Raw genomic sequence first — 24455 nt, forward strand, 5'->3', positions numbered from 1 at the left:
TAGTGTGCGGGGCCGTCAGCCGAACAGCGTCCGGCCCCACCAGTCGTCCTTGTCGCGGACGCCCGGCGGGACGGCGAAGACGGCCGAACCCACGTGCTGGATGTACTCGTTGAGGGCGTCCGAACGCGACAGCCGGGTCTGGATCGGCACGAAGCCGTCCCGGACGTCGCGCTGGTAGGCGATGAAGAACAGTCCGGCGTCGAGCCGGCCCAGGCCGTCGGTGCCGTCCGTGAAGGAGTAGCCGCGGCGCAGGATCGTCGCCCCCGCGTTGGTGTCGGGGTGGGCGAGGCGGACGTGCGCGTTGGGCTTGAGCACCCGGAGGTTGGGCTCCTCGCGCTCCCGCCGCTTGCCCTGCGGCGCGCCCTCGGCCTTGTCGCGGCCGAAGACGTCCTCCTGCTCCTTCAGGGAGGTGCGGTCCCAGGTCTCGATGTGCATGCGGATGCGGCGGGCGACGAGGTACGAGCCGCCGGCCATCCAGCCGTCGGCGTCCTTCTCGCCCACCCACACGAACTTGTCGAGCCGGTCGGTCTCGGTGCCCGCGATGTTCCGGGTGCCGTCCTTGAAGCCCATCATGTTGCGCGGCGTCATGGCGTCGGGGGTCGTCGACGAGGTCTTGCCGAAGCCGAGCTGCGACCAGCGGATCGCGACCCGGCCCATGCCGATGCGGGCCAGGTTGCGGATCGCGTGCACCGCGACCTGCGGGTCGTCCGCGCACGCCTGGACGCACAGGTCGCCGCCGCTGCGGGCCGGGTCCAGGTTGTCGCCGGGGAACGGCGGCAGGTCGATCAGGGCCTTGGGGCGGCGGCCCTTGAGGCCGAAGCGGTCCTTGCCGTCCTTCTCGAACAGGGTGGGCCCGACGCCGAAGGTGAGCGTCAGCCGGGACGGCTTGAGACCCAGCGCCTCGCCGGTGTCGTCCGGCGGCAGCTCGTCGTTCTCGCTGATGGCGCCCTCGCCGACCTCGTGACCGGCGGTCATCCGGGCGGCGGCGGCCGTCCACTCCTTCAGCAGTTTGATCAACTGCTCGCGGTCGTCCGTGCGCACGTCGAAGGCGGCGAAGTGCAGCCGGTCCTGGACGGGCGTGGCGATGCCGGCCTGGTGGGGGCCGTAGAAGGGCACGGCCTCGCCCTCGGCGGCGGCCGGCGACTTGTCGTCGTCGCCCAGCCGCAGGGCTGCGGCCGTGCCGCCGGCCGCGGCGGCACCGAGCGCGAGGCCGGCGCCGCCCCAGCCGAGGAGGGCGCGACGCGAGGGGGCGCGGGAGGCGCCTTTTCCGGATGCGCCGGCTTCCGCCTTGGCCTCGGTCTTCGCTTCAGCCTTGGGCTCGGCGTTCGCTTCGGCCTTGGGTTCGGCCTTCGCTTCGGTCTTGGGCTCGGCGTTCGCTTCGGTCTTCGCTTCCGCGGGCTCCGCGGCCCGATCGCCGGAAGTCATCTCGTTCGTCTCGTTCTTGTCGTTCATCGCGTCGCTCATCGCACGTATCCCCGGTTACTTCACTACGGCGCCGGCGAGCTTGGACAGCGGCTCGGAGAGGGCGTTGACGACGTCGGACAGCTTCTTGCGGTCGTCCTTGCCGACCGTGTCGTAGGACTTGAACGAGTCCCCTTCGCGGTAGTCGTCGAGGGCCTTCTTCACCGCCGCGAACTGCTTGTCCAGTTCCTGGACGAGCGCCGCGTCCTGCTTGCCGGCGACCGGCTTCAGCAGCTCGTACGCCTTCTCGGCCCCCTGCACGTTGCCCTCGAAGTCGATCAGGTCGGTGTGGCTGTAGCGCTCCTCCTCACCGGTGATCTTGTTCCGGTAGACCTCGTCGAGGAGTTCCTTGGCGCCGTTCGCCATGCTGGTCGGCGTGATCTCGGCGGTGCCGACGCGCTTCTGCCAGTCCTGGAGGTCCTTCATCAGCTGGTCGGCGAGGGCCTTGTCCTCGTCAGTGATCTTCTTGCCGTCCCAGAGCGACTTCTCCAGCTTGTGCCAGCCGGTCCACTTCTGGCCCTTCTCCAGGCCGTCCTCGCGGACGTCGACCTTGGGGTCGATGTCACCGAAGGACTCGGCGACGGGCTCGGTCCGCTCCCAGCCGAGGCGCGACGGGGCGTACGCCTTCTTCGCCGCGTCGAGGTCGCCCGCCTTGACGGCGTCGACGAACTTCTGCGCGAGCGGAAGGGTCGCGTCGGCCTGCTCCTGGACGTACTTGCGGTACTCCGCGACGGCCTTGTCGAGCGCCGGGTCGGTCTTCTTCTGCTTGCCGTCGCCGCCGGTGACGGTGATCTTCTGCCGGATGCCGTCGCCCTTCATCCCGGGCTTGCAGGCGATCTCGTAGTCACCGGCCTTCTTGACCGTCGCGGTGATCTCGGTCTTGGTGCCCGGGCCGATGTTCTCGCGCTCGGTGACGATCCGGTCGTCCGCGGCGTAGACGTACACCTCGGTGATCTTGGAGCCCTTGTTCTGAATGTTGATCTTCACGTCGCCGGCGGGGAACGAGGTCTTCGAGACCTCGCACTTGTCGTCGGAGGCGGTCACGCGGATCGCGTCGGCGTCACCGGCGTCCGACTTCTCTGCGCAGCCGGACACGACGGCCAGGGCCGCCGCCGCGGCGACGACGGTGACAGCGGAGGAGCGGAGGGCTCGCATACGGGCTCCAGGCGTGCTCGGAAGTCGGAAAACCTGCCTTTTCATCACATCTCCGTCACAAGGGGAGGAGGTGTGGCTGAAAAAGCACCTCTAATAAGGCCGACCTAACTTATCTGAGGCTTGCCTGAGTCGTTCCCCAAAGTGCACGTGATCCTGCTCTCATGCGGCAAAATCTCGCCCCATTCGGCAGCTTGATCACTTGAGTCCGTCGGGCCACTGCTGTTACGGCGGGGAGCCGACGCGATCGGGGCGGCCGGTCGCCATCCCTCCTGTCCCGCGTCGCGCTTTCTTTCGCGGGGGCCCGGGGGAGTCGCTGTGGTCAGGGTGCGGCGCCCGGACGTGAGCCGATGCGCGCGCCGGTATCCGCGCCGGGGTCCATGTCGGGGTCCGTGTCCGGGCGGGCCGGCTCCGCCGGGCGCCGGGGGCCGAGGGGCGGATAGGGGGCGAATCCGGCCACCTCGGACAGGGGCGGGGCGGCCGTCCGGTGGTGCCCGCGGCGCGGCTGACGTCTCGTGTGATGACTCATGTGCCGTGCGAGGGACCCTTTTCCGCTTTCCGCGCATCCATTCGACTGACTACCTTTCATGTGCCGGCAGGCACCGGCCGCACTACCCCTAAGGAGAGTTGACACATGGCCGTAACCCAGAGACGGACGGCGTTCACCGCCGCCGTCGCCACGGCGATCGCCCTCGGGGCCACCGTGCTCACCCTGCCCGCCCGAGCCGCCGGTGAGGAGCCGGACGCGGCGGCCAAGCAGCCGACCGGGTTCCAGCTCAAGGACGCCACCCTCACCTGGGGCATCAAGGAATCGTTCCGCCAGTACGTCACGGGCAAGGAGGCCGACGGCACCATCCGCGTCGCCGACGGCGCCGAACAGGCGGACGGCAACGGTGCCTTCACCTTCTCCGGCGGCAAGGGCACCTACGACCGCGAGAAGCACTCCTTCACCACCGCTTTCAAGGGCAGCGTCCGCTTCCTGGGCCACGCCAAGGGGGAGGGGAAGAAGAAGCACTGGGAGCTGGACATCAAGTTCAGCGACCTCAAGGTGACCGGCGAGGGAGAGAAGGGCCGCGTCACCGCCGACGTCACGACGTCCGGCAAGACCCGCGACGACGTCACCCTCGCCACGCTCGACCTGGCGAAGGCGGAGCCGGCGGGGGAGGACGGCGAGGCGGATAAGGCGGACAGGGCCGAGAAGAGCGACAAGAAGGCCGACAAGAACGCCAAGGACGCCAAGGACGGCAGCAAGGAGCAGGCCGGGAACGACGACAAGGCCGGCGCCAAGAACGACGTCCCGGCACTCGCCAAGGTCCCCGCGACCCTGACGGCCGACGGCGCCAAGGCGCTCACCTACAAGAAGCACTCCGTCTACAAGGCCGGGGCATCCCTCGACGGCCTCTCCCTCTCGGCGAAGCAGGGCGCTCCGCTCCCGCTCCCGGACGACCACGAGCCCGCCCCGATACCCAGCAAGAAGCCCACGCCCGACCCGAAGCCGAAGGAGCCCTCCGAGCCGAAGCAGACCTCCGACACGAAGAAGACCTCCGACACGAAGAAGACCCCCGAGCCGGAGAAGACGTCCGGCGCGAAGGGGACCCCCGCTCCGAAGGAGACCCCGTCCTCCGAGCCCAAGCCTGAGGGCGTCGACGACGGCAAGGTCACGGGCCCGGAGGAGGAGTCGCTCGTCCCGACGGGCGACCCGAAGGGCGGCACCGAGGAGACCGGCGGTTCCTCCCCGTCCCCCGGGACGACGGGCAGCACCGGGAGCTCGGAGACGCCGGGGACCACCGGCAGCACCGGACAGCCGAAGCAACTGGCCGCGGACTCCACGGTCTACGACGGCCGCCTGGACTGGGGCGTCTCGCAGGCGTTCCGCAGCGCCGTCATGGCCAACGGGAAGATCGAGGTCTCGGGCGGTGCGGAGCAGCGGGATTCCGGCTTCCGCTTCACGAAGGCGACGGGGAAGTACGACGCGGCGAAGTCCCAGCTGACCGACGCGTCCTTCCAGGGATCGGTGCGCTTCCTCGCCAACCAGAAACAGAAGGGTTCGGAGGTCGACCTCACTCTCTCCAAGCTCAGGATCGACGGAACCAAGAAGCAACTGCTGGCCCACGTGAGCAAGAGGGTGGACGGGAAGTCCGCGTTCGAAGGGGATGTCGCGCTGGCGGACCTCACCCTGTACTCGGACTCCCTCGCGGCCACCAACGGCGTCGTCACGCTCAACATGGCGCAGGCCGCCCTCACCGAGGATGGGAAGAAGGCCCTCGCCATCTCGGGTGTCACGCTCAACAAGGGTGACGGCCTCGACCCGGTGACCGCGAAGATCGCGGTCAACAAGGACGCCAAGCTCGACGACGACTCGACCGGCACGAACACCGACGGCACCGGCACGAGCGGCACCGGGAACTCGTCGGGTACCGGTACGGGCACAGGTACCGGTACGGGCACCGGCACGGATGACTCCCTCGCCCACACCGGTAACGACACCCCCACCGGCCCCCTGGTCGGCAGCGCCGCGGCGCTCGTCCTCGCGGGCGGGGCGGCGGTCTGGACCGCGCGTCGCAAGTCGGCGAAGCTGACCGGCTGATCTCCGGCGGCTCGCCTGCGCAGAGCCCTGCCCCCACCGCCACCCGGCGGCGGGGGCAGGGCTCCCGTACCCCCACTCGGTAGGGTGGCGGGACAGCACCACGCGAACCGCACGCACCAAGGAGCAGACGTGAGCGAGCCGGCGTCCATCGCCCTGCAGCAGGAGATAGCCCGGGAACTCCAGGTCGCCGAGGACTTCGACGCCGAGCGGGAGATCGAGCGCCGGGTGGCCTTCCTCGCCGAGCGGCTGACCTCCACCGGCCTGCGCTCCCTCGTCCTCGGCATCAGCGGAGGCGTCGACTCCACCACCGCCGGCCGGCTCTGCCAGCTCGCGGTCGAGCGGGCCCGCGCCACCGGCCACGAGGCGCACTTCTACGCGATGCGGCTGCCCTACGGTGTCCAGGCCGACGAGCACGACGCCCAGCTCGCCCTCTCCTTCATCCGCGCCGACCACGTGCTGACTGTGGACGTCAAGCCCGCCAGCGACGCCGTGCTGGAGGCCGCGCTCGCCGGCGGCACCCGCTTCCGCGACGCCCACCACCAGGACTTCGTGCACGGCAACATCAAGGCGCGGCAGCGCATGATCGCCCAGTACGCCGTGGCCGGCGCGCACGAGGGCCTGGTCGTCGGTACCGACCACGCCGCCGAGGCGGTCTCCGGCTTCTTCACCAAGTACGGCGACGGCGCCGCCGACCTCGTCCCGCTGACCGGCCTCACCAAGCGCCGGGTGCGCGCCGTCGCCGACGCCCTGGGCGCGCCCGCCGAGCTGGTGTGGAAGACCCCCACGGCCGACCTGGAGACCCTCGACCCGGGCAAGGCCGACGAGGACGCGCTCGGTGTCACGTACGACGACATCGACGACTTCCTCGAGGGCAAGCCGGTCGAGGAGCGGGCCTTCGAGACGATCGTCCGCCGCTACCGCCTCACCGACCACAAGCGCCAACTCCCCATCGCCCCCTGAGGAAACGCCGCACCGGCCGCCACGGATTGTTCCTACGAAGCGACAAGGCGCAGGGCGCTGTTCCGCGCGCCACTGGCACCTGTGCCGGGCGGCACGGGAATGCGATGCTCTGGTGGATTCCCGCTGCTGGTACGGGTGTTACCCGTGTGCCGACGGCAGATGTGTTCCTTCAACGAAAGTGGGAGTGAACGTCATGGCATCGCTGCGCAGTCGTCTCATGGTCACGGTGGTGGCCGCCGCCGTCGGAACGGCGGTGCTGGGTCTGGCACCCGCCGCGTCGGCCGACGACCACCACCACCATCGCCACCACACCGACGACGAGTACCCGGTGCTGGTGGTGTCGCCGGCGCCGGGCAGCCTGACCCAGGAGCACAAGGTGACCGACACCTACCGGTACGACCCCAAGGCGTCCGGCGGCCCGTCGATGACGCCGGTGAAGTCGTCCGCCGCGCAGTCGCCCCCGGCGCCGACGTCCGAGCCCGGGGCGGTGTCGAGCGCCAAGGGCACGGCGAACAGCACGGGGCAGTCCGCCACTTCCGGCCTGTCGAGCACCGTCAACTCCTTGCTGAAGTAGCGCGGGGCGGCGGCCCCCTGCGGGTCCGGTCCGCCGGCCGGCGGACCGGACGCCGAGACCGCTTACCTCACACCGCCGCCCGCACCGGCGCGGCGACGACCGGTCCCGCCCTCCGGACCCCGGAGGGCGCAGGGCCTCGGCCACCGGCCTCACGGCCCTCTCGCGGTCCTCGACGCGGGCGATTGTGAGCCGGGCGTGGATCAGTTCGCACGGCCCGTCGGCCTCGGCCCGCCGGCCGGCGGAAGGTGGCCCGGGTCCTGCCGCCCCGCGGCTCTCTCCCGTTCGCCTGTCGTGGGGCGGTCACCGCACGAGGACCATCCCGGTCAACTGCCCCAGGGGGTTGCGATCCGGACACCGGAGGGGGGTGTTCCAGTCAGTTGAGCAATCAACGGTTGCTATGTGCAGCGGTTACGGGAGACCGTCGTTATGCAAGCGCGAGACGAGAGGGTGTGGCGGCCTTCCGTAATCGAAGTCGCCGCGAAAGTTCTCGTCCTGGCGCGATGCGTGACGCACGACGCACGAATCACAGCGCGACCCATAGCGGTCGCGGAATGAACTCCCGTTTCGTCATTCGAAGAAGGAGACTCAGTCAGTGCTGTCGAAAGCGAAAAAGACCGCGACTTCCGTCGCCGTGGCCTTCGCGGCCGCCGCCGCGTTCACCGTGGTCGTCCCGGCCGGCAACGCCTACGCCATCGACCACATCCCCTGCCGTGGCGGGGAGCCCTTCCTGAAGATCTGGTCACACAGCGGCGGACGTCAGAGCGTCGACTGCTACGCGAACCGCGGGAGGACCGACTTCGGCGGGTGGTGGGTCGACAAGATATCCACCGGCAACAACGACCTGATCTACTACGACGCCAACGGCGACTCGGTGAAAATCGAGCGCTGGCACGAAATCACCTTCCCGAACCGCCCGCCCAAGGTCAACTCCATCGAAATCCTTTGACGCAGCGGTGGGGCGGCGGCCCGGGACCACGGTTCTCGTGGGACGCGCGCTTCCGGCCATTGCCGCCGTTTTTCCCGGAGTCCAGCGGGTTTCCCCCGTCTCGCGGTGACAGGTGATCCGCACGCCTCGGACCGCCCTGATGCCGGCCATGCCCTTATGGGCCATGGCCGGCATCGGCTGCGTTTACGGGTCGGTTTTCGTGGAGGCTTTCACGAGTCGGCTGCCGCCGGGCGCGGCGCTCGTGTCAGGCCGTCCAGGACGAGGTCGAGGAGGCGTTCGGCCTGCTCGCGCCGCTCCGGTGCGGCCGAGGTGAGGGCGATGCCGGCGAGGGCGGCGAACATGTCGTCCGGGCCGATGTCGGACCGGATCGCTCCGGCGCCGGCGGCCGCCTCCATGAGGGCGGCGAGGGCCGCCCGGATCAGGTCGCGGCTCTCGGCATAGGGGTTGGTTCCCGTGTCGACGAGCGCCCGGAGAGCGTCGGCCATGCCGAGCTTGGCGGTGGCGTAGTCGAGGAAGCGGTGCATCCACGCGCGCAGCGCCTCCCGTGGCGGCAGCGCCGCCAGCAGGCCGGGAACGGCGTCGCAGAGCCGGGCGACCTCGTCGCGGTAGGCCGCCTCGACCAGCGCCTCCCGGGTGGGGAAGTTGCGGTAGAGGGTGCCGGTGCCCACGCCCGCCTCCCGGGCGATGCGTTCGAAGTGCGCGTTCAGCCCTTCCTCGCCGAAGACGCGTACCGCGGCGGCCAGGATCCGCTCCCGGTTGCGCCGCGCGTCGGCCCGCAGCGGGCGTTCCGTCTCTCGGGTCATCAGCGCTCGCCCTTCCTCGGCCCTCATTGCAAGTGGCGGCGCCTCCGCTTACTGTTCGAGTGAACCGGCGGCGCCTCCGCTTTCACCGTAGGCCATGTCTCCGCCCTGCCCCTGCCCACCCTCCGGGAGGACCGCCGACCATGTCGGGAATCGAAGGCAAAGTCGTGGCGATCACGGGCGCCGGAAGCGGCATCGGCGAGGCCACCGCGCTGCTGCTCGCCGAACGCGGTGCGAAGGTCGTCCTCGGGGCACGCCGCACCGAGCGCCTCGCGGCCGTGGCCGGCCGCATCGAGGCGGCCGGCGGCGAAGCCGCCTGGATACGTACGGACGTTACGCGGCGCGCGGACCTGTCGGGCCTCGTCGGGCTGGCGTGCGAACGCTACGGCCGGCTCGACGTCCTCGTCGCCAACGCCGGGGTCGGCCTGATCTCCCCCCTCGACGAACTCCGCGTGGAGGACTGGGAGGAGATGATCGACGTCAACCTCAAGGGCGTCCTGTACGGCATCGCCGCCGCCCTGCCGGTCTTCCGCGCCCAGGGCCGCGGGCACTTCGTCAACACCGTGTCCACCGCCGGACTGCGCGTCGTCCCGCTCCAGTCGGTGTACGCCGGCACCAAGAACGCCGTCCGTACGATCGCGGAGGGCCTGCGCCAGGAGGCCGGCGACAGGCTGCGCGTCACCGTCGTGTCACCGGGCATGGTCCGTACGGAGTTCACGGAGCGCATGGATCCGGAGGTACGGGCCCGGATCGCCGACCGCATGGCCGAGGCCGCCCTCCCGCCGGACGCGGTGGCCCGCGCCATCGCGTTCGCCGTCGAGCAGCCGGACGGCGTCGACGTCGGAGACATCGTCGTACGGCCGACCGCGCAGGACTGACCCGGCGGGGCCGACCACACAGGACTGAGCCCGCAGGACCGAGCCTCCCCGGGGCGAGGCCCGCCGCCTACGCCGACTGGGCGATCTGGATCAGGTTGCCGCAGGTGTCGTCCAGCACCGCCGTCACCTCCGGCCCCATCTCCACCGGCTCCTGGGTGAACCGCACCCCCAGCCCGCGCAGCCGCTCGAACTCGGTGCGGACGTCGTCCACCGCGAAGGCGATGGCCGGGATGCCGTCCGCGACCAGTGCCTCCTTGTAGGGCTTCACCGCGGGGTGCCCGGACGGTTCGAGCAGGAGCTCGGTCCCGTCGGGGTTCTCCGGCGAGACGACGGTCAGCCACCGGTCCGTCCCCCCGACCGGCACGTCGTGCTTCGTCACGAACCCCAGCACGTCGGTGTAGAAGCGGTGGGCCTTCTCCTGGTCGTCGACGAAGACGCTGGTCAGGTGGATCCTCATGACGTGCTCCCGGGCGCGGAGGGGGACCACGGCCGGTCGCCCCGGCAAACCGGCGGGTGGCCGCGGACGGTGTCCAGTATGGACGCCGTCCGGCCGCCCGGCCGCTCGGGCGATGTCTCCGGTACCGGGTGTGCGGCCGACCCGATCGGCACGGGGCCGGCCGCCGACCGGAGGATGCCGCCGTCGACCGAACCGCGGTGTGTGCGGGCGGGACGGCCGCGGCGCCGTTCACCGCGGCAGCACCCAGCCCGGCCGCCACGTCCCCGCCGCGTCGTGGCCGGGTGCCGTGGTGGCGAGGTGGGCGCGGAGGGCGGGCAGGGCCGGGTGGGGGTTGTCGCGGTGCCAGAGGAGCGAGTGGGGGTAGACGGGCGTGGGGTCGGTGACCGGGATGCGGCGCAGGCCGTGGCCGGCGGGCCAGACGAGGCGGGTGTGGCCGCCCATGAAGGTGGCCAGGGCCGGGGTGTCGGCGACGGTGTCCAGGAGCGCGTCGGAGCCGAAGTTGGGGCCGGTCGCCTCGATGGTGAGGCCGAACTCGGCGACGAGGTCGTCGTAGTAGGCGGCCCACTCGCTGCCGGGGACGATGCCCGGCATCCAGATCCGGTGCCCGGCGAGCCGCGCGACGCTCACCGAGCGGGCGTCCGCCAGCGCGTGGGCCGGGCCGGTGAGGAGCTCCAGCGGCTCGTCGAGGATGCGGACGGACGCGATGTCCTCGGGGAAGGGCCGGCCGGGCGCGGCGACGGCGCGGAACGTCGCGTCGATCGCGCCGGAGCGGAGGGCGGTGACGGCCGTCTCGATGTCGAGCAGCATCACCACGTCGAGTTCGGTCCCGGGGTGCGCGCGGTGGAAGTCGCGCATCAGGCCCGACGCCGCGCCGCGCGAGTTGATCACGTCGACGCGGAGGGGGCGGCGGCCGGTGCGCACGGAGGCGGCCGCGCGTTCGGCGACGCGCAGCAGGTCGCGCGCGTGGGGCAGGAACGCCTGCCCGTCGATGGTCGGCTCGGTGCCGCGCGGCGTGCGGGTGAACAGCCGTACGCCGAGGTCGCGCTCCAGCGCGGCGATGCGTTTGGAGACGGCCTGCTGGGTGATCGACAGGTCGGCGGCGGCCTTCTGGAACTGGCCCGCTTCCACGACGGCGGCGAAGGTGCGTACGGCTTCGAGGTCCATGCGGGCCGAGCGTAGTGAACAACGGAAGGTTGTGGTGACTGGGGGAGATGGTTGTTTGACCTGCCGCTGTACCGCTCGCTTGGCTGTTCCCGACAACGTCGGTTTGTAGTGGTGGCCGTGACGGGAGGGTGCTGAGCATGGTGGGCAGGAGACGTCTGGGCCGGGATTTCGGCCGGCTCTGGGCGGCGTACGCGGTGAGCGCGTACGGGTCCGGGCTGGGGTTCGGGGCGTTGCCGCTGATCGCCGTACTGGTGTTGCACGCCGGCCCCGCGGAGGTGTCGGCGCTGTCCGCCGTCGGGCCCGCGGTGGGTGCGCTGATCGCGCTGCCGCTCGCGCCGTGGGTGGAGTTCCGGCGCAAGCGCCCGGTCATGATCGCGACGGATCTGGTCCGGTTCACGGCCATGGCGACGATCCCGGCCGCCTACGCCTTCGGGCTGCTCGGCTTCGTCCAACTGCTCGTGGTCTCGGCCGTGGTGGCAGCGGCGAAGATCGCGTCCAACGCGGCCGGCGGTGCCTTCCTCAAGGCCCTCGTCCCGCCGGACGACCTGCTCGTGGCCAACGCCCGCTTCGAGTCCACGAACTGGAGCTCCATCGCGGTCGGGCCGCCGCTGGGCGGGGCGGCGATCGGCCTGTTCGGGCCGGTCGTGACCGTAGTGGCCGACGCGCTGAGCTACCTGCTCTCCGCGCTGGGCATCGCCGCGATCCGCGGCCGGGAGGAGGACCCGCGACGGGCCGGCCAAAGCCCGGTCCGGGCGGGCGGGTTGCTCGACGGCTGGCGGCACATCCTCGGCGACCCCACCCTGCGGGCCCTCTACCTCAACCAGATCCTCGTCTCCGGCCTGATCATGGCCACCGAGCCGCTGCTGGCCGTACTCCTCCTCCGCCGGCTGGAGTTCCCGCCCTGGCAGTACGGCCTCGCCTTCGCCCTCCCCTGCCTCGGCGGCCTCATCGGTTCCCGGCTGGCCCGCCGCGTCGTGGCCCGTTTCGGCCGGCCCGCGGTCTTCCGGACCGTCGGCACCCTGCGCGCCGTCTGGCTGATCGGCCTCGCCTTCGTCCGCCCTGGCGTCGTCGGCCTCGTCACCGTCATCGCCGTCGAGCTGGCGATCATCATCAACATGAGCCTCTACACCCCGGTGCTCGCCACCTACCGGCTCGAACACACCCCCAAGCACCTCGTCGCCCGCACCCTGACGGCCTGGTCGATCGGCCAGCAGACGTCCATCGCCCTCTGCACCGCACTCGGCGGCCTCCTCGCCGACACCACCGGCCCGCGCACGGCCCTGACGGTCGCCGGCCTGCTCATCCTGGCCACACCGCTCCTGCTTCCGCGCCGCGACCGGACGCCGCCCCGGCCCGCGCCGGAAGCGGTCGCGTAGCCGCTCAGGGCCGGTTCGAAGGCGGCCGGTCGACCCAGCGCGCGGCCAACGTCAGCCCCGGCAAAGGACAATCGTAGATTGTCGCCATGACAGAGAAGACGCCGACCGAGCGGCCGGAGCGATCACTCCCGCGGCGGAGGCACGCCGCGCCGAAGAGGGCCGGAGGCCAGGGAGGCGTGGCCCGTTCGTCCGCACTGATGGCGGCCGGAACGATGGTCTCGCGCGCCACCGGACTGATACGGCAGGTGCTGCAGGCCGCCGCGCTGGGCGCCGGGCTGCTCGCCACCACCTACAACCAGGCCAACACGGTGCCGACCAGCCTGTACTTCCTGTTGATCGGCGGCGCGCTGAACTCCGTCCTGGTACCCCAGCTGGTCCGGGCCCGCGCGGAGGACGCCGACGGCGGCGCCGCGTTCGAACAACGCCTGGTCACCCTCGTGTTGTGCGTTCTGGGCGTCGGCAGCGCACTGGCCACCTGGGCCGCTCCCGCGATCATCGGCATCTACCAGCAGGACACCCCCGCCACACACGACGCGTTCGAACTCACCGTCACCTTCGCCCGGTTCCTGCTCCCGCAGATCTTCTTCTACGGCGTGTTCAGCATCTTCGGGCAGGTCCTCAACGCCCGTCACCGGTTCGGGGCGATGATGTGGACCCCGGTGCTCAACAACCTCGTGCTCATCACGATGTTCGGGCTGTACCTCGGCATGCTGACCGCCCCGGAAGGGATCTCGGACATCACCGGTGCCGAGGTGAGACTGCTCGGGATCGGGACCACCGTCGCCTTGGCCCTGCAAGCCCTGGCCCTGATCCCGTACGCCCGCGCCGCCGGCTTCCGGTTCCGGCCGCGCTTCGACTGGCGGGGCGCCGGCCTGCGCAAGAGCGTGAGCGCGGCGCGGTGGACGCTGCTGTTCGTCCTGGCCAACCTGGCGGCGAGCACGGTGGTCACCCGCCTGGCCTCCGCCGCGGACACCGCCCTGCCCTACGACGGTGTCGGCTACACCGCCTACAGCTACGCCCAGCAGATATGGACGCTGCCCCAGTCGATCGTCACGGTCTCCCTCGTCACCGCGCTCCTTCCGCGCATGAGCCGGGCGGCCACCGAGCACCGCCTGGACGACCTGCGTTCCCAGCTCTCCCGCGCGCTACGGGCCAGCGGGGTCGTCATCGTCCCGGCGGCGTTCTTCTTCGTCGTCTTCGGACCGCAGCTGGCGCGGCTGCTGTTCGCCCACGGGGCCGCCGACGCCGCGACGACCGTCCCCCTGGGGCACATGCTGCAGGCCTTCGGCCTGGGACTGATCCCGTTCTCCGCGCAGTACCTCCTGTTGCGCGGCTTCTACGCCTTCGAGGACACGCGCACACCCTTCCGCATGGCGCTGTGGATCAGCGGCGTCAACATCGCCCTGGCCGTGGCCTGCCACCTGCTGCTGTCCCCCCGGTGGGCGGTCACCGGGATGGCCGCCGCCTACGCCCTGTCGTACGGCGTCGGTCTGCTGCTCACGGCCCTGCGGCTCAGGCGGCGCACCGAGGGGCTCCTCGACGGCCGGCGGATCTGCCGCACCTACGCCAAGCTGGCCGCGGCCGCCGCCGGTGCCGGGATCGCCGGCCGGCTCGTCGCCCGTCTCTGCGCCGACGGGCCGGCACCGGACACCTGGACACCGGCCGTCGTGCTGGTCACGGGCGGCATCGCGATGGCGCTGCTGTTCCTCCTCTTCGCGCGGCTCCTGCGCGTCGGGGAACTGCGCGGACTGCCGGGGCTGGGCTGACTCACTCGCCACCCGGTCGGCCGGCTCGCGGGGTGGAGCGGGCGAGGAGCCGCCCGAGCCAGTCGGTGCGGGCGGTACGGGCGGTGCGGCTGAGGGCCGCCGCCGGGGCCATGGTGTCGAAGCCGTGGTACGCGCCGGGCCAGACGTGGAGTTCGGCCCGGCCGCCGGCCTGCCAGAGCGCGTTCGCGTAGGCCACGCACTCGTCGCGGAACATCTCGGCCGATCCGACGTCGATATAGGCCGGCGGCAGGCCGGAGAGGTCCGTGGCGCGGGCGGGGGCCGCGTACGGCGGGACGTCCGCGGTGCCGTGGCGGTCGCCCAGGTAGGCCCGCCACGACGTGGCGTCGGAGGTACGGTCCAGGGCCCCCGGGACGGACAGGTGGCGGCTGGAGAAGGTGGCCGCGCGGTCGTCCAGCATCGGGCACAGCAGGAGCTGGCCCAGCGGCCGGGGACCGCCGCGGTCGCGGGCCAGCAGGGCGAGGGCCGCGGCGAGCCCGCCGCCGGCGCTCTTCCCCCCGACGACGATCCGGTCCGGGGCGACGCCCAGTTCGTCCGCGTGCCCGGCCGCCCAGGCCAGCCCGGCGTAGCAGTCCTCCAGCGGTTCCGGGTACCGCGCCCCGGGCGCCAGCCGGTACTCGGCCGAGACGACCGCCAGCCCCAGCGGGAGCGCCCAGTCCCGGAGGACGCGGGGGAGGACGGACCACGCGTTGCCCGCGATCAGCCCGCCGCCGTGCAGGTAGTAGAGGAGCGGCAGGGGCCCGGCCGGGGCGGACGACGGCCGCGCGCTCACCAGCGTGACGTCCGGGCCGCCCGGTGGCCCCGGCACGGACAGCTCCGCCACCTCGAAGAGGCCGCCCGCGCGGAGGTCCTCGACCGTCGGCCGCGGGCGGGTGGCGGCATCCCGCGCCTGCCGGGCCGCGAGGTTCTCCGGGGTGACCGGCTCCCTCGCCGCCTCGCCCAAAGACGCCAGGACCGCGGCGAGTTCGGGGTCGAGGGGGACGGCGCCGGGCTCCGGCGGTTCCCGGCGGTCGCTCACGGCGTCCCGGCCTTCGGGCAGGACGCGGTACGGGGTGGTGGGGACGGATGCCTGGGACCCATGCGGCGTATCCCATCACACCGCCCGGGTGCCCCCCACGGCACCGGCTCGGTACGATCCCGTCGTGATCAACAGCGCCCGCACCACGGTCTTCGACGTCGACGGCACCCTCTGCTTCGACGGAAGGACGATCGACAGCCGGATCCTCGCCGCCATCGAAGCATGCGAACGCGGCGGCCACCACCTGGTGTTCGCCTCGGCCCGCCCGGTCCGCGACCTCCTGCCCGTCCTCGGCGGGGCCTTCCCCGCCGCGACGCTGATCGGCGGGAACGGCAGCCTCGTCTCCGTCGACGGCCGGGTCCGGGCGCGGGCCGCGTTCGAGGCCGGCGACCTGGGTGAACTCCTGGTCGAAGCCCACCGGTTCAAGGCGGGCTACCTCGCCGACGGCCCGTGGGACTACGCCTACACCGGGCCCGCCGACCACCCCATCCTCGGCCGCGTCGACCAAGGCCGCCTCGCCCGCCGCGTCGACCTCGCCGACCTCCCCTCCGTCGTGAAGTTCCTCGTGGTCGACGCGACCGACCTGCCCGCCCTCGCCGAGGCCGGCCGGCGGCTCGGGATGACGGTCAACCACCACCTCGACGAGGCGCTCATCGACTTCGCCCCGGGCGCCACCACCAAGTGGGAGGCCCTGACCTCGCTGGGCATCGACCACTACAACGCCTTCGGCAACGACATCAACGACCTCGACCTCCTGCGCAACGCACGGCACGGCGTCCGCGTCGGCACCCACCCGGACCTGGACGGCGTCGCCCACACGACCGTCGCCCCCGACCCGGCCGCCGTCGCCGCCGAGATCACCGGACTGGCCGCGGCGACGCCGGTGGCCTGAGGCGCGAGCGGGGGCTTTCCGCCGGAACGGTGCCGCGCAGCCCCGCCCAGCCGCGTCGCGTCAGACCGCCACCCTGGCGGGCCGCGCGTCCGCGCGCCCGTAGGCGAGGACCCGAGACAGAGTCTCGCGGAACCGGGCGACGTCCTCGGCCGGGGCTTCGACGACGGCTTCGATTTCGGGGTCGTCGAGCCCCAGGCTCTCCAGTGCGTCGGGATCCAGCGATACGCGCAGGACGTCGCCCTCCATGACGGCCTCGCGCACGCACCCGTACGCGGTCCCCTGGCCGGCTGTGACCAGGCAGTGCGTGTCCATTCCGAGGGCGACCTCCTGCTCGTCGGGGACTTCCTCGCCCATCATGAACAGCAGGATGAAGCCGCTGCCGTCCTCGTCCTCCGCGAGGCCGGCCTCGATGAAGCAGCCGTCGGGGCCGACTTCCGCCGCGGCGGCGCGAGCGGTGAACCGGTACGTCATGACGGGGTTGTACCAACGCCGGCCGACCGTACGCACGGCGGGTCGCGCGGCGGCGGGAGCGCCGGCCCGGCCGGAGCACGCTCGGGACGGAGTGGGCGGCGACGCACGAGGCGTGGGAGGGCGTGCGGTCGGTGCTCCAACGAGCCCGGGACCAGCGGGTGCACGGTTGGTCGTGGGGGCGGCGGTGTCTCGGGTATCGCGGAGGACACATGGTCGGCAGGCGCGGTGCGGTGGTGGCTGCGACCGGTGCGGTCACGCGCTGTACCGGGAGGAACACCTCCACGAGACAGTGCGGCTCCCCTTCCCCCTCTCGCGGACGTGTCGCGCCGCCGGCCCGGGACGCCGCACGTGCTCGCGGTGCGGAACGGCCGGGCCGGCCCCCGCCGCGGCGGCGTGGCGCTTCCGGGCAGGGCTCCGCGATCACGTGTTCTACTATCCCGCGATGAGCGACGAGACTCTCCACCTCACCGTCCTGGGCTGCGCGACGCCCTACCCGAGCGCGGACAACCCATGCTCCGGCTACCTCGTGTCGTACGGCGGCACCCATGTCTGGGTGGACGCGGGCAGCGGCACGCTGGGACCGCTCCAGCGGCACGTGCGGCTCAACGAGCTCGACGCGATCTGGATCTCGCACCTTCACGCCGATCACAGCGCGGATCTCCTCACCGCGTACTACGGCGCTCTGTACGCCGACATCCGCCTCACCGCGCCGATCCCGCTCTACGGCCCGCCCGGCATCGCGGACCGGCTGGCCGGCTTCCTCACCAACACGGCGGCCCGCAGCCCGGTCGAATCAGCCTTCGCCGTCACGGAGTTGCACGACGGGCACCAGGCGGCCGTCGGCCCGCTCCGGCTGACCAGCCGGGCGGTGTCGCACGGCATTCCCGCCTTCGCCGTGCGCGTCGAGACGGCGGGGGCGGAGGCCGGAGCGACGGGCGCGTCGCTGGTCTACTCCGGGGACACGGCGCCCTGCCCAAGCCTCACCGAACTGGCCCAGGGATGCGACGTGCTGCTGTGCGAAGCGGAGAGCGCACAGGCGCCGGTCGAGAGCGACCGGGTCCACCACACGCCCGAGGACACCGGCGACACGGCCGCCGCGGCCGGGGCGGGCCGGCTGATCGTCACCCACGTCGGCCGCTTCCTCACGCCGACGCAAGCGGTGGCACGCGCCGCGGCGCGGTTCGACGGTCCCGTCGAGTACGCCACCCCCGGCGCGACCTTCTCGATCGGCTGAGGGCCGGCCGCCGTCGCTCGCGGTGCACGCGGGCGACGGCGGACCGGAACCGCCGGCGCGGCCCGTAACCGGCCTTGCGGAAGGCGCCCGGCGCGGTGCCGAACTCCCGCTTGAAGGCGGAAGGCGGGCTCCGACCCGTAACCCACCCTGCGCGCGACGGCCGCCAGTGGCGCGTCGCCCTCCCACAGGAAGCGCGCCGCGCTACTCGGCCGCCACCAGGTGAGGCAGGCCATCGGCGATGGACCGACGTAGGAGCCGAACCGCGTCGCGCAGCTCGTACGGGACAGGCCGGGCGGCCGTTCCGGGCGCCGTACGGTCGGATCACCGCCCACAGAGGGCGCCTTGGAGGAGAAGGATGGCGGCAACTGTCCGCAGGTCCCGGCGCACAGGGCCCGCCCCGTCGACCGCCGCTTCAGCCCGCGGCCAGTACCGCTGCCCGTCCTGGTCCGCGTCGCCGGAACCGCTGGAGGATCGAGGAGGCCTTCCAAGCCGCCAAGGGCCTCGCCGGTCTGGACGAGCGCCATGTCCGCCGCCACACCCACCGGCTGCGCTGGGTGACCCTCGCGACGCTCGCCTGCCGACCGAAGCCGGCGTGGCCCGAGGGCCCCTCAACCTGTCGTCAGCGCCGCCAGGGCTCGGTCCATAGCGGTGTTGAACTCTTCCGGTGCCAGTGGCAGTCGGGACTTGACGTCCCGACTCCACTGGTCGGCGAGGACCTCGGCGGAGCCCGCCTCGACACCGTCGAGCGCCGCGTCGGCCAGGTCCGACGGCGCGATCTTGTCCACGGGCCAGCCCGCGGCCATGTCGGTGTCGGCCAGGCCGAGGTGCACCGCTGTCACGAGCGTGCCCTGCCCGGCGAGCTCCAGGCGGACGCCGTTGGTCATGGCCCAGGCGGCGGCCTTGGTCAGGTGGTAGGCATTGACGCCCTTGCCCCCGAACCACGACATGGCGGAGAGGACGTTCACGATCGCGCCCCCGCCGTTCCTGGCGAGCGCCGGCGCGAACTCCCGGATCATTCCCAGGTGGCCGAACACGTTGGTCTCCAGCTCGTGCCGCACCGCGTCCAGCGAGCCGGTCACCAGGTCGGTCCCCGTCTGGATCCCCGCGTTGTTGACGAGCAGCGAGACGTCCGCGGCGGCCTCGGCGGCGGCCCTCACGGATGCGGGATCGGTGATGTCGAGGGGCAGCACCTCGGCCCCGGGCAGGTCCACGGTCTCCGGTCGGCGGGCCGTCGCGTAGACCTTGCGGGCGCCCCGTTCGAGCAGGCGCTGGGCAAAGGCGCGGCCCAGGCCGCGGTTGGCTCCGGTGACAAGGGCAACTGAGTGGTTGATGTCCATGCCCCGTACGCTAAAACCTGACGCTGACGTCAGAGGCAAGTGCTGATCATCAGGGCCGGAGTGAGAGGAATCGCCATGACCGTCACGGAGGCCGCGGGCGAGCGGCTGATCCGCATCGGCGAGGTGGCACGGGGCGCCGGCGTCTCGGTACGCGCCGTGCGCTACTACGAGCAGCAGGGGCTGCTCATCGCCGAGCGCAGTCCATCCGGCCAGCGCCTCTACCGACAGGACGCCGTCGCCCTGGTCCGCTTCTTCCAGCAGATGTTCGCCGCCGGCCTGACCAGCCGAAGGATCACGGAACTCCTTCCGTGCTGGGACTCCGGGCACACCGACGCCGAGCAACGAGCCATGCTGCGCGCCGAGCGCGACCGCATCCAGGCCAAGGTCGACGACCTGCAGGCTGCCCTGGACCGCCTCGACGAGGTCATCGCGATTACGGACACGCACCCGTAGGCGCGGTCGGTTCGGACGGCGCACCAGCGATCTACGGCTGGAGTATTCAGCTACAGTCGCCGTTCGCTATCGCTGCTGGCCAGAGCTCTGTTTTGGAGTGCACTCGGCTGACTCCCCGTCAGGTGGCGGCAGTTCGTGACCTTGGGGGCGACGGTGGTAGTGGCAGCGGCGGGCGGTGGCCTGGTGGCGGCGGCGCCAGCGGGACCAGTTCAGCGCGTGGCAGGTGTGCCGCAGGTGCGCCGGCGTGGGGCGGCCAGTTGCCAGGAGTCGCCGGATTTCCGCCACGGTGAGCGGTGCGAGGGCGTCGGAACCGTTTCTGCCGCCCCCCCTTTCGGTCCCCGCGGCGGCGGCCATCGCGGCGAGGAAGGCGTGGGCGAGCATGGCCAGGGTGATGTGCCGGTACCAGCCGGGATGCCGGCGGACCTCGTTTCTTTCGCATCCTGGGCGGCATTCTGGCAGGTCAGCCCGGAGTGTCGGTCCTGGCAGGTATAAGTGGGTCATGGCATTGCATTGGAAGCTGGTCGTCGACGCCCAGGACGCGTCATCACTCGCGGACTTCTGGGCCGCCGCCCTGGAATATGAGGTGGAAGACCCCACCGCGCTCATCGAGCGCCTGCTGGCTGCCGGGCACATCAGTGAGGACGTGGTGGCCGAACACCGTGGTCGTCGGATCTTCCGTGGTTACGCTGCCATCCGGCATCCGGAGGACCCGTTCGACGAGGTCAGTGGTACCGGTCACGGCCGACGTCTGTTGTTCCAGGACGTGCCCGAGGGCAAGACCGTCAAGAACCGGCTGCACCTCGACGTCCACAGTGAGCCCGGCGGGCTGCACGACCTGATAGCACGGTTGGAGTCCCTGGGAGCCACCCGTGTCCGCGAGGTCGACAACGGCCCGGCCGGACACTGGTGGATCATGTTGGACCCCGAGGGCAACGAGTTCTGCGCCGCTGGTTGATCGGGAGCAGCCGCATCACATGTCAGGCGACGTTCGCCTTGTCGACTACCTCGCGTAGGCGTTCGCCGGCGGCGCGGCGGTTGCGCCGGATGATGTAGCGGCGGATCATGCTGTCTTGCTTCCGTACGGCCGGTGCGGCCCCGCCGTCCGCGCGAAGACCCGGCGCCGCCGCGCGCGCCCCGCCTCCGTCGTGTCGTTCAGTGTTGATCACAGTTCGACAGATCCACCACGACAGGAGAGCTCATGCCCCTCAAGGCACTGCGGATTCCCACCCCGGACGGTAGGGCCGACGCGTTCGCCGCCTTCCCCGACGACGGCGAGCGGCACCCGGGGGTGCTGATGTACACGGACGGCTTCGGCATCCGGCCGGTGATAAGGGAGTTGGCCCACGAACTGGCCGGGCACGGGTACTACGTGCTCGTCCCCCACCTCTTCTACCGGCACGGCCCGGCACCGGTGATCGAGCTTCCCGAGCACATCGGAGAAGAGGCCCGGCCCGCGGTCTTCGCCCGGCTGATGCCCTTGATCGAGGCGCACACCGCCGAACGCGCCCTGCGCGACGCCGACGCCTACCTCCGGTTCCTCACCGCCCAGCCCGAGGTCGGCACCGGCCCGGTCGCGGTGACCGGCTACTGCATAGGCGGCCTCCTGGCGGTGCGCACGGCCGCGGCCCACCCCGGCCGGGTCGGCGCCGTCGCCGGGTTCCACGGCCCCGTGGGCGCCGACGGGCCCGGCCTCCTCTCCCGGCTCACCGCCCAGGTCCACTTCGCCCACGCCGAAGGCGACATGACGCCCGAGGCCCTGGACGAGCTCAACCGGACCTTGGACGCCGCGGGGGTCGACCACACCTCCGAGATCTACCCCGGCACCGTCCACGGCTTCACCATGTCCGACACCGACGCCTTCAGCGCCTCCGGGCTGAAACGCCACTGGGACCGTTTGCTCCCCCTCCTGGACCGCGCCCTGTCCGGCGGCTGAGGCGCCGGCCCGGCCACCGGCCGGAACCGGGGCGTCGGCAGCGGCCCGCCGACCCGGTGGATGCGGGGGGACGAGCTCCGGTGAGCCGCCTCTCCCGCCGCCGGTACGGGCGCGTTCACGTCGCGGACGGTGTCCTCGTCCCCCTGGCCCCGGCGCACGACCGATCACCGGGACGGCGTTCCCGCCCGCCGAGGCCGAGAGCGTCGGCGCCCGCCTGAAGCGCACCGCGCCGGCGGGCCCCGCCGCACACGGCCGTGGCCCAGGTCCGCAGGGCGAACTGCCGCGCCGATGAGAGCCAGCGCAGACAGGCGGGGTCAGCGAGGTGGTCACAGGTCTTTGTGATCGTGGAGTTGCGACGTTCTGTGGCCGCTGGGGAGTCTGTGCGCGAATTCCGTTTCAGGTCGTCTGCCGGGCCAGCGTTTGCAGGGTCCGCGAGGCGGGTGATCCGGGGTCGGCTGTGATCAGGACGACTTCCTGGTCTTCCTCGGGCACGAGCAGGACGTCGCAGTTCAACCGCAGCGTGCCGGCTTCCGGGTGGTCGAGGGTCTTGGTGCGGTGCCCGGGTGCGTGGACCGGACGTGTCTGCCAGATCTGCCGGAACTCCTCACTGCTGGAGTGCAGTTCAGCCAGCAGGGTGGTCAGCTGCGGGTCGTGCGGGTAGCGGTCGGCGGCCCGGCGCAGTCGCGCCACCACGATGTGCCCGAACTCCTCGCTGCCGGAGCTTTCGTACATGCGCCCCTGGTCCAGGAAGCGGCGCCGGGCCAGGTTTGTCGTCCCGAGTGCGAGGTCGCCGCCGAGGAGCGCCTGGCCCAGGGGACTCCAGGCGACGACGCCGTAGGCCGCGTCGGTGACGATGGCAGCGGTCTGCGGTAGCCGCTCCAGCATCCGGGCCACGTGCGGGCGGACCTGCCGCACGACGTTGCCGCCGGGCGGCGGGGCCGATCCCGCCAGGCGGAACAGGTGGCTGCGCTCGGCCGGTGTGAGCCGCAGCGCCTGGGCCAGCGCCTCCAGGATCCGGGCCGATGGCCGCGGTCCCCGGGCCTGCTCCAGTCGCGTGTAGTAGTCGACCGACATGTGGGCGAGGTCCGCCACCTCTTCGCGGCGCAGGCCCGGCGTACGGCGGGCGGTGTCCATCGTCGTCAACCCCGCCTCGTGCGGGCGCAGGCCCGCCCGACGGTCCCGCAGAAAGCGGGCCAGCTCCTGCCGCGCCATGCCACCCCCGGCCGCTTGCCTGGTACAGGTTGTCCCTGGCACGGTACCCACCGGCAGGGGACCGTAGTTGCCATGAACGATCACACAGCTCTGGTCACCGGTGCCAACAAGGGCATCGGCAAGCACATCGCCCGGCTGCTCGCGGCCGAAGGCCTCACCGTGTATGTGGGCTCCCGCGACCCGGGACGCGGACTGCGGGCCGTCGAGGAGATCGGCGCCGGCGCACGGCTGCTGGTCCTCGACGTGACGGATCCCGACGGCATCGCACAAGCCGCGGCCAAGGTCGACCGCCTGGACGTGCTGGTCAACAACGCCGGCATCTCACCCTCCCTCGCCCCGCCGACCGACACCCTCGTCGAGGAGTACCGGCGCACGTACGAGACCAACGTGTTCGCGGTGGCGGCGGTGACCAATGCCTTCCTGCCCGCCCTGCGCCGATCCCCACGCCCCCGCATCGTCAATATCTCCAGCGGCACCGCGTCGCTGACCTGGAGCACGAATCCCAACCCCCAGTTCACCCCGGGAAGCGGTGGCGCCGCCGCCTACCGCTCGTCCAAGGCCGCCCTCAACGCCCTCACCGTCCTCTACGCCCAGACGCTGGCCGAGGACGGCTTCAAGGTCAACGCGCTCGCTCCCGGCCTTCGGGCCACCGACCTCAACCCCCCGGCCGCCGCAGCCGGCGATGACCCGGCCGTGGCCGCGCGGGGCGCACTCCGCCTGGCCCTGCTCCCGGACGACGGCCCCACCGGTGGCTTCTTCTCCTGGGACGGAACGCCCGTGCCCTGGTGAATCGGTGATCAGTCATGGCAGCGCGGGGGGCGGGTGTCCCAGCGGTAAGTGGTCCAGGCTCGGCGGATGAGGCTGCGGACGGTGATGATCGTGTCGGCGAGGTCAAAGAAGGCGTTGACGACGGTCGAGCGGCGCTCGTAGTAGCGGGCAAGGCGGTGGAAGGCGTTCTGCCAGGCGTGGGTGCGCTCGACATGCCACCGCTGACTGGCCTGGACCGGCGCTTTCTCGCCTGTGCGATGCGGCCGTGCAGGTGGCGGGCGGTGAGCTCGGTGCGGGTCCGTCCGAGTCGTAGCCGGCGTCCAGGTGCAACCACCTCGGCCACTTCGCGCTCACCGGTCTGCTGCTCGACCTGCTGGCCGCCGGGCGCGACCCGCGCGTCGTCACCGTCAGTTCGGTCAACCACCGCAAGGCGGGCCTGGACTTCGACGACCTCACCGGCGAGCGCCGGTACTCGCCGATGGGCGCCTACAACCAGTCGAAGTTCGCCAACGCGGTCTTCGGGTGCGAGCTGCACCGCCGGCTGACCGAGGCCGGGAGCCCGGTGCGCAGCCTGCTCGCGCACCCCGGATACACGGCCTCCGGCCTCCAGATGAAGTCGTCGAGCGCCCTGCAGCGGCTTCTCCTCGGCCGCGTCGGGAACGCGCTCCTCGCGCAGACGCCCGAGCAGGGCGCCTTGCCCCAGCTCTACGCCGCCACCGAACCCGGCCTGGTGGGCGGCCTGTTCATCGGCCCGTCCGGCAAGGGCGAACCGCGCGGCGCCCCGAAGGAGGTCGAACTCGCCCCGGCCGCCGCCGATCCCGCCGCCGGCCGCCGGCTGTGGGAGCTGTCGGAGGAGGCGACGGGGGTGCGGTACGCGCTGCCCGCCTCGGTGTGAGCCGCCTCGGGCCGGCGCGCGTGCACGTCGCCGCCCGGCCGGGCGCGGGGCCCGGCCGACCGTCCCGGCGCCGGTGACCGGTCGGTGCCGGTGTCAGTGCCGG

General features: G+C 72.0%; 22 protein-coding genes and 2 pseudogenes. 14 read left to right on the plus strand and 10 right to left on the minus strand.

Features of this window, described 5'->3' with window-relative positions:
* Positions 1-15 precede the first annotated feature (15 nt).
* Both efeB and efeO read right to left on the minus strand, forming a co-directional pair.
* Positions 16-1464, minus strand: coding sequence for an iron uptake transporter deferrochelatase/peroxidase subunit (gene efeB / locus ACH4PU_RS25915; protein WP_398276636.1), 1449 nt, complete (start codon positions 1462-1464; stop codon positions 16-18).
* Positions 1465-1479: 15 nt separating this feature from the next.
* Positions 1480-2616 (minus strand): iron uptake system protein EfeO, encoded by a 1137-nt coding sequence (gene efeO, locus ACH4PU_RS25920; RefSeq protein ID WP_398276639.1) that lies wholly within the window; start codon positions 2614-2616, stop codon positions 1480-1482.
* Positions 2617-3247: 631 nt separating this feature from the next.
* On the opposite strand from efeO, the gene ACH4PU_RS25925 reads away from it, so the two are divergent.
* The 4 genes from ACH4PU_RS25925 (at position 3248) to ACH4PU_RS25940 (ending at position 7680) form a co-directional block, all read left to right on the plus strand.
* Positions 3248-5200: an HtaA domain-containing protein gene (locus tag ACH4PU_RS25925; RefSeq protein ID WP_398276642.1), complete on the plus strand. Its 1953-nt coding sequence runs from the start codon at positions 3248-3250 to the stop codon at positions 5198-5200.
* 129 nt (positions 5201-5329) lie between these two features.
* Entirely contained in the window at positions 5330-6160 is an 831-nt protein-coding gene (gene nadE, locus ACH4PU_RS25930; RefSeq protein WP_398276645.1) for an ammonia-dependent NAD(+) synthetase, read from the plus strand.
* A 193-nt stretch (positions 6161-6353) separates the two neighbouring features.
* Positions 6354-6734: a hypothetical protein gene (locus ACH4PU_RS25935; RefSeq protein ID WP_398276648.1), complete on the plus strand. Its 381-nt coding sequence runs from the start codon at positions 6354-6356 to the stop codon at positions 6732-6734.
* A 592-nt stretch (positions 6735-7326) separates the two neighbouring features.
* On the plus strand, positions 7327-7680 hold the full coding sequence (locus ACH4PU_RS25940) for a beta/gamma crystallin domain-containing protein (RefSeq protein ID WP_398276651.1): 354 nt from the start codon (positions 7327-7329) through the stop codon (positions 7678-7680).
* Between the two features lie 209 nt (positions 7681-7889).
* Here ACH4PU_RS25940 and ACH4PU_RS25945 read toward each other — a convergent pair whose 3' ends face one another.
* On the minus strand, positions 7890-8483 hold the full coding sequence (locus ACH4PU_RS25945; protein WP_398276654.1) for a TetR/AcrR family transcriptional regulator: 594 nt from the start codon (positions 8481-8483) through the stop codon (positions 7890-7892).
* A 140-nt stretch (positions 8484-8623) separates the two neighbouring features.
* Between ACH4PU_RS25945 and ACH4PU_RS25950 the strand changes: the two genes are divergently transcribed.
* Positions 8624-9358: an SDR family oxidoreductase gene (locus ACH4PU_RS25950; RefSeq protein ID WP_398276657.1), complete on the plus strand. Its 735-nt coding sequence runs from the start codon at positions 8624-8626 to the stop codon at positions 9356-9358.
* 67 nt (positions 9359-9425) lie between these two features.
* Here the strand turns inward: ACH4PU_RS25950 and ACH4PU_RS25955 are convergent, their stop codons facing one another.
* The gene (locus ACH4PU_RS25955; protein ID WP_398276660.1) at positions 9426-9815 is read right to left on the minus strand and encodes a VOC family protein; all 390 of its coding nucleotides are present in this window, start codon (positions 9813-9815) and stop codon (positions 9426-9428) included.
* Between the two features lie 228 nt (positions 9816-10043).
* Positions 10044-10979: a LysR family transcriptional regulator gene (locus ACH4PU_RS25960; RefSeq protein ID WP_398276663.1), complete on the minus strand. Its 936-nt coding sequence runs from the start codon at positions 10977-10979 to the stop codon at positions 10044-10046.
* 137 nt (positions 10980-11116) lie between these two features.
* On the opposite strand from ACH4PU_RS25960, the gene ACH4PU_RS25965 reads away from it, so the two are divergent.
* Both ACH4PU_RS25965 and murJ read left to right on the plus strand, forming a co-directional pair.
* Positions 11117-12355 (plus strand): MFS transporter, encoded by a 1239-nt coding sequence (locus tag ACH4PU_RS25965; RefSeq protein ID WP_398276666.1) that lies wholly within the window; start codon positions 11117-11119, stop codon positions 12353-12355.
* Positions 12356-12441: 86 nt separating this feature from the next.
* Positions 12442-14121, plus strand: a complete 1680-nt coding sequence (gene murJ, locus ACH4PU_RS25970) for a murein biosynthesis integral membrane protein MurJ (protein ID WP_398276669.1) — start codon at positions 12442-12444, stop codon at positions 14119-14121.
* A gap of 1 nt (position 14122) precedes the next feature.
* On the opposite strand, the gene ACH4PU_RS25975 is transcribed toward murJ, so the two are convergent.
* Positions 14123-15157, minus strand: a complete 1035-nt coding sequence (locus ACH4PU_RS25975) for an alpha/beta hydrolase (RefSeq protein WP_398276672.1) — start codon at positions 15155-15157, stop codon at positions 14123-14125.
* A 124-nt stretch (positions 15158-15281) separates the two neighbouring features.
* Here ACH4PU_RS25975 and ACH4PU_RS25980 point away from each other — a divergent pair, with 124 nt between their 5' ends.
* The gene (locus ACH4PU_RS25980) at positions 15282-16049 is read left to right on the plus strand and encodes an HAD hydrolase family protein (RefSeq protein ID WP_398276675.1); all 768 of its coding nucleotides are present in this window, start codon (positions 15282-15284) and stop codon (positions 16047-16049) included.
* A 60-nt stretch (positions 16050-16109) separates the two neighbouring features.
* Here the strand turns inward: ACH4PU_RS25980 and ACH4PU_RS25985 are convergent, their stop codons facing one another.
* A complete protein-coding gene (locus ACH4PU_RS25985) occupies positions 16110-16520 on the minus strand; it encodes an Imm10 family immunity protein (protein WP_398276678.1) in 411 nt (136 codons plus the stop codon).
* 442 nt (positions 16521-16962) lie between these two features.
* On the opposite strand from ACH4PU_RS25985, the gene ACH4PU_RS25990 reads away from it, so the two are divergent.
* On the plus strand, positions 16963-17754 hold the full coding sequence (locus ACH4PU_RS25990) for an MBL fold metallo-hydrolase (RefSeq protein ID WP_398276680.1): 792 nt from the start codon (positions 16963-16965) through the stop codon (positions 17752-17754).
* 608 nt (positions 17755-18362) lie between these two features.
* Here ACH4PU_RS25990 and ACH4PU_RS25995 read toward each other — a convergent pair.
* Positions 18363-19091 (minus strand): SDR family oxidoreductase, encoded by a 729-nt coding sequence (locus ACH4PU_RS25995; protein WP_398276683.1) that lies wholly within the window; start codon positions 19089-19091, stop codon positions 18363-18365.
* Positions 19092-19166: 75 nt separating this feature from the next.
* Between ACH4PU_RS25995 and ACH4PU_RS26000 the strand changes: the two genes are divergently transcribed.
* The 3 genes from ACH4PU_RS26000 to ACH4PU_RS26010 all read left to right on the plus strand — a co-directional run bounded on the left by ACH4PU_RS26000 (position 19167) and on the right by ACH4PU_RS26010 (position 21477).
* On the plus strand, positions 19167-19544 hold the full coding sequence (locus ACH4PU_RS26000) for a MerR family transcriptional regulator (protein ID WP_030236987.1): 378 nt from the start codon (positions 19167-19169) through the stop codon (positions 19542-19544).
* Positions 19545-20043: 499 nt separating this feature from the next.
* Positions 20044-20499: a VOC family protein gene (locus ACH4PU_RS26005; RefSeq protein WP_398276687.1), complete on the plus strand. Its 456-nt coding sequence runs from the start codon at positions 20044-20046 to the stop codon at positions 20497-20499.
* 243 nt (positions 20500-20742) lie between these two features.
* Entirely contained in the window at positions 20743-21477 is a 735-nt protein-coding gene (locus ACH4PU_RS26010; protein ID WP_398276690.1) for a dienelactone hydrolase family protein, read from the plus strand.
* Between the two features lie 396 nt (positions 21478-21873).
* On the opposite strand, the gene ACH4PU_RS26015 is transcribed toward ACH4PU_RS26010, so the two are convergent.
* The gene (locus ACH4PU_RS26015) at positions 21874-22689 is read right to left on the minus strand and encodes a helix-turn-helix transcriptional regulator (protein ID WP_398276693.1); all 816 of its coding nucleotides are present in this window, start codon (positions 22687-22689) and stop codon (positions 21874-21876) included.
* A gap of 72 nt (positions 22690-22761) precedes the next feature.
* On the opposite strand from ACH4PU_RS26015, the gene ACH4PU_RS26020 reads away from it, so the two are divergent.
* Positions 22762-23478: an SDR family oxidoreductase gene (locus tag ACH4PU_RS26020; protein WP_398276696.1), complete on the plus strand. Its 717-nt coding sequence runs from the start codon at positions 22762-22764 to the stop codon at positions 23476-23478.
* A gap of 8 nt (positions 23479-23486) precedes the next feature.
* Here ACH4PU_RS26020 and ACH4PU_RS26025 read toward each other — a convergent pair.
* Positions 23487-23787 (minus strand): annotated as a pseudogene (locus ACH4PU_RS26025) (IS5/IS1182 family transposase); the annotation flags it as partial.
* Between ACH4PU_RS26025 and ACH4PU_RS26030 the strand changes: the two are divergent.
* A pseudogene (locus tag ACH4PU_RS26030) lies at positions 23786-24352 on the plus strand (short-chain dehydrogenase); the annotation flags it as partial. The pseudogenes ACH4PU_RS26025 and ACH4PU_RS26030 sit on opposite strands and share 2 nt — an antisense overlap.
* Positions 24353-24455: the final 103 nt, after the last annotated feature.

The organism is Streptomyces sp. NPDC021100, from assembly GCF_044333095.1.
GTDB lineage: Bacteria > Actinomycetota > Actinomycetes > Streptomycetales > Streptomycetaceae > Streptomyces.